The following is a 3,696-nucleotide window of genomic DNA, read 5'->3' as shown; positions in this document are numbered from 1 at the left end:
TCACGGAGTGGTCTTGTTATGGATTATTTAATTAAAGCACCCCATTATCTTAAAATATTTTTTAGTTAATATGATAATGAAGCCACATACTATTGCTATGCCAAAAAACGAGGTGCCTAAAAAAACTACTGGGGAACCTACAAAAACGAACATCACATCGGTATGACTTGTAGCTACATATCCCCCCAATATATCAGGCTTATCGAATTTCGTTTTAATATATGTCCATCCATAGGTACTGAAAAAATATACCATATGTATAAACAGCGAACAAAAAAATGCCTGCATAATTGTTTTCATTACAAACTCCCCCATTTAACTAATTCACAGGAAGGAATCTACTCCCACCTTGGTTATTTACCATCAATATTTTTTCTAATCTAAATATCTAATGTATAACAGGGACGTTCTTCAACTAACCTGCGCCGTTAGTTTAATAATACCTCAAATCAGACCCATTTGGATATTTATTTCCATTTATTGTTGTGACATATACAAAAAATGACCACCCATCACCGGAGTGGTCTTGTTTAAACTTGTTCAACTAAACCCTCTAATCCTTCATTTATCCATTACCATGCCCTATTTCTTCAGCTGCTGCATCAGCTTTCGTTACATGTACTGTACCGAATGGATGGTTAGGAGGAGCATATATCGAATAAAGTTTTAATGGTTCGTTCCCTGTATTCGTTACGTTATGCCATGTTCCTGCAGGGACCATTATCGCAAAATCTTCATAGATGTTCCTTTGGAAGTTTAAATTGTCTTTGCTTGGCCCCATCTGAACAATTCCCTGACCTTGTTCTATACGTAAAAACTGATCAACATTAGGATGCACTTCCAAACCAATATCTTCGCCTACTTCTAGACTCATTACAGTAACTTGTAAATTCGGTCCTGTCCACAACGCTGTACGATAATTATTGTTTTGTTTAGTTATCTTTTCAATATCAATAACAAAGGGGTTAGGTCCATAATCCTTTAGTATGTTTGCTTCCTGAAAATAAGGATTTCTCCCCATGTGCTCTACCTGATTGGGATAGGTCCAATACACAGGTTGATAACTATAATTATACATCTGAGCATTGCCATAATAAGGGTAATACATTTACCTCAATCCTCTCGCACATTATAAAATCATATTATGCAATTTGTTGAAGGGATGTGTTTACCTTTAAAATGAATGGTGAAAATAAGGTTTTCTAAAAGCTATCCCTTACCTCTAACCAGTTATAGAAAGGTACTGAACGCTCTCTATTAGTTGTTTCTTCTATATATGATGAATTTACTAAACTTCATACTAGAACGCTCTACAGCCTTACTATATGCCCCTACAAATACGGCTCTTAATGTACTAGCAACTGTCAGTACACCTTCTTTAATATCCATAGCAATTTTGAATAGTACGTTCTTAGCTTTTATGAAGTCAGGTGCACTATTAACCTGAGTAGCCAATACAACCTTGTGCAATTCATCTTTTAAGTTATCTGCTAAAGGTAAGCTGTGCATGAAATCAAATAGCATCTCTTGGTACTCATTCATGAATTCCTTACAAGCTTCTTTTTCAGCGTGAGCGTTATTATATACTTGCTGTAAAGTGCTTGTTTTAAAAGAAGAAAGATTAAAAGATTAAGATGATTGGTTTTCTGTAAATTGCTCCGAAACCACGTCGTTACTAGCTTCGTTAGCTGTCTCTCGTTGGGACCCGACTTAGGTGTTAACAATGTAGTAGGAATGACTGGTGCTATGAATGCTACTCAAATTAGTGTCCATAATGATTGAAATGAAGTAATTTTAGTCACTCAACAGAGTGGCTATTTTATTTACTCTGTTTTCTTGTAAACAAACAAAAAAGACCAGGTACTCACTTTAAAATGAGCGCCTGGTTATTTGTTTACTACTTCTCGAACTTTATCAAAATTAAACCTTTTAAATGATACTGTTCTTAGAGAGCCTGTGTTAGTTTTCTCTAAATACTGAACCTTACATTTTGTTAGTTGAAGAATCTAAATTTCTGTTCCATTTGAGAGTCTCTTTTTAATAACAAAATAAGTTACTACTCCTAAGCTAATGTAGATTATTAACATACTACTACCCAATATCGCAGAGTATTTATATACATCATAAAGACTGTATATACTTTGTAAAATATAGATTGTTAAAAACACAAATCCTTTCTTTCTGCTTTTCACAAAGACTGAGGAAAAAATAGACAAAACTATACTAACGACTGCCAACTGAAATAAAATGAGTATTGTGAACATCAAAATATTATTATCCATTACACCAATCCCCCCTTCATGACTTCTACAAATGAAATCAATTTCCTTGTTCCGCTAAACTGCTCCGTTAGTACAATAAAATGTTGTATAAAAATTGAAGTCTTATCGTTGTAAATCCGAATAAATTTGACTAGCCTCATCTAAGACGATGGTGCAACATCACTTCAAATGCTTCAAAACCTTTGCCATGACTGACTTTTAACAAAAGTGCATAATACAACGCATAAACAATGTTCATAAGAAAAGCCACAAACGTTGATTTCACAATATTCGTGGCTTTTTCATGTGCGCCCAAACTTTCATTTGGGAACGGTTTTTTAATATAAATCTTATAAATATTCATTGTAAAAATTATTCTACGGATTATGGGATATAGGATAAAAGGTGAAAACTAATTTTATTCTTTATTAGCAAACCATTTTTCACTTAAGTATTGAGAAAACCCGAGAATAATCGTAATACTAATGCCAATTAAAATAAATCGTATATCTTTATTAGGTAAAATTCTATTTATGATAAAAACAGAAATCATTACAATAAGTGCAAATGTTATTGAAAATAATATTTTTTTCAGCATTCGTTACACCAACTTTTTTTGATATATTGTTTATTATACCAATTTTTGGATTGTTTTCTCAATGTTATTAAGCTTCCCAAAGCGCCGTTTGGTAACAATTCTTTCCTTAACGTTGTAAATCTGCATAAATATGGCCAGACCCCTTATTCCACTAAAGCACCCGTTCGTATTATAAGGTCAACCGGAGAAATCTGGTTGACTATTTTTTATTCAATTTATAGATTGATAGTAGCCGGAGTAGAACAGAAGCACCCGTGGGACTTGATCCCGATAACTAAACTGTTCGCCCTCTACTTGTTAACACATGATTAGGCTGGTTGGAACATTGTGATCCCGTATAACAAGCGCAAATATGAATGACAAGGTAGATAGAGGTTGCTGGTCAATCTACTTCATAAGGAGGAGATAATTTATGAATCCAGTTGTAGGTCTGGATGTCGCAAAAGGTGAAAGTCAAATTCAAATGTTCTTGGATAAAAAAAGGCCCTATAATAATAGTGTGAAAGTTGAACATACGGTGGAGGGGCTAGAAGAGTTACACTCTTATTTACTAGATTTAGAGCGTCAAACAGGGATGAAACCACCTGTTGTTTTGGAGTCAATAGGACACTATCATGCCCCAGTTGTTCAGTTTTTAGAAGCAAGAGAGTACATTGCTATTATCGTAAATCCACTAGTATCTTACCGAGCAAAAAGTTCTAACTTACGAAAAACCAAAGAAGTGTTATTTAATTTAAAAGATTTTATTGATAATCTATTAGCTGGTTTAGCTTAAGAAGATGTTTTATGATTAAGGTTTTTTCCCTAAAGAAAATCCTTCAAATAGTCGACCGCCGT

The 3,696-nt window shown here is 33.9% G+C and carries 5 protein-coding genes; 1 reads left to right on the top strand and 4 read right to left on the bottom strand.

What is annotated here, in order from left to right:
* Positions 1 to 27 precede the first annotated feature (27 nt).
* The 4 genes from ACOMCU_RS27840 to ACOMCU_RS27825 form a co-directional block, all read right to left on the bottom strand.
* Positions 28 to 300, bottom strand: a complete 273-nt coding sequence (locus ACOMCU_RS27840) for a hypothetical protein (RefSeq protein WP_421052274.1) — start codon at positions 298 to 300, stop codon at positions 28 to 30.
* A gap of 265 nt (positions 301 to 565) precedes the next feature.
* Complete coding sequence (locus ACOMCU_RS27835) at positions 566 to 1,108, bottom strand: cupin domain-containing protein (protein WP_421052272.1); 543 nt, start codon at positions 1,106 to 1,108, stop codon at positions 566 to 568.
* A 149-nt stretch (positions 1,109 to 1,257) separates the two neighbouring features.
* Positions 1,258 to 1,542 (bottom strand): hypothetical protein, encoded by a 285-nt coding sequence (locus ACOMCU_RS27830; protein ID WP_421052271.1) that lies wholly within the window; start codon positions 1,540 to 1,542, stop codon positions 1,258 to 1,260.
* An 876-nt stretch (positions 1,543 to 2,418) separates the two neighbouring features.
* Positions 2,419 to 2,625 (bottom strand): hypothetical protein, encoded by a 207-nt coding sequence (locus ACOMCU_RS27825; RefSeq protein ID WP_010860795.1) that lies wholly within the window; start codon positions 2,623 to 2,625, stop codon positions 2,419 to 2,421.
* Between the two features lie 646 nt (positions 2,626 to 3,271).
* Here ACOMCU_RS27825 and ACOMCU_RS27820 point away from each other — a divergent pair.
* Entirely contained in the window at positions 3,272 to 3,634 is a 363-nt protein-coding gene (locus tag ACOMCU_RS27820) for an IS110 family transposase (RefSeq protein WP_421052270.1), read from the top strand.
* Positions 3,635 to 3,696: the final 62 nt, after the last annotated feature.

Source organism: Lysinibacillus sp. UGB7, assembly GCF_049058285.1.
GTDB classification, from domain to species: Bacteria; Bacillota; Bacilli; order Bacillales_A; family Planococcaceae; genus Lysinibacillus; species Lysinibacillus sphaericus_B.
This window is presented reverse-complemented; position numbering and strand designations above follow the sequence as displayed.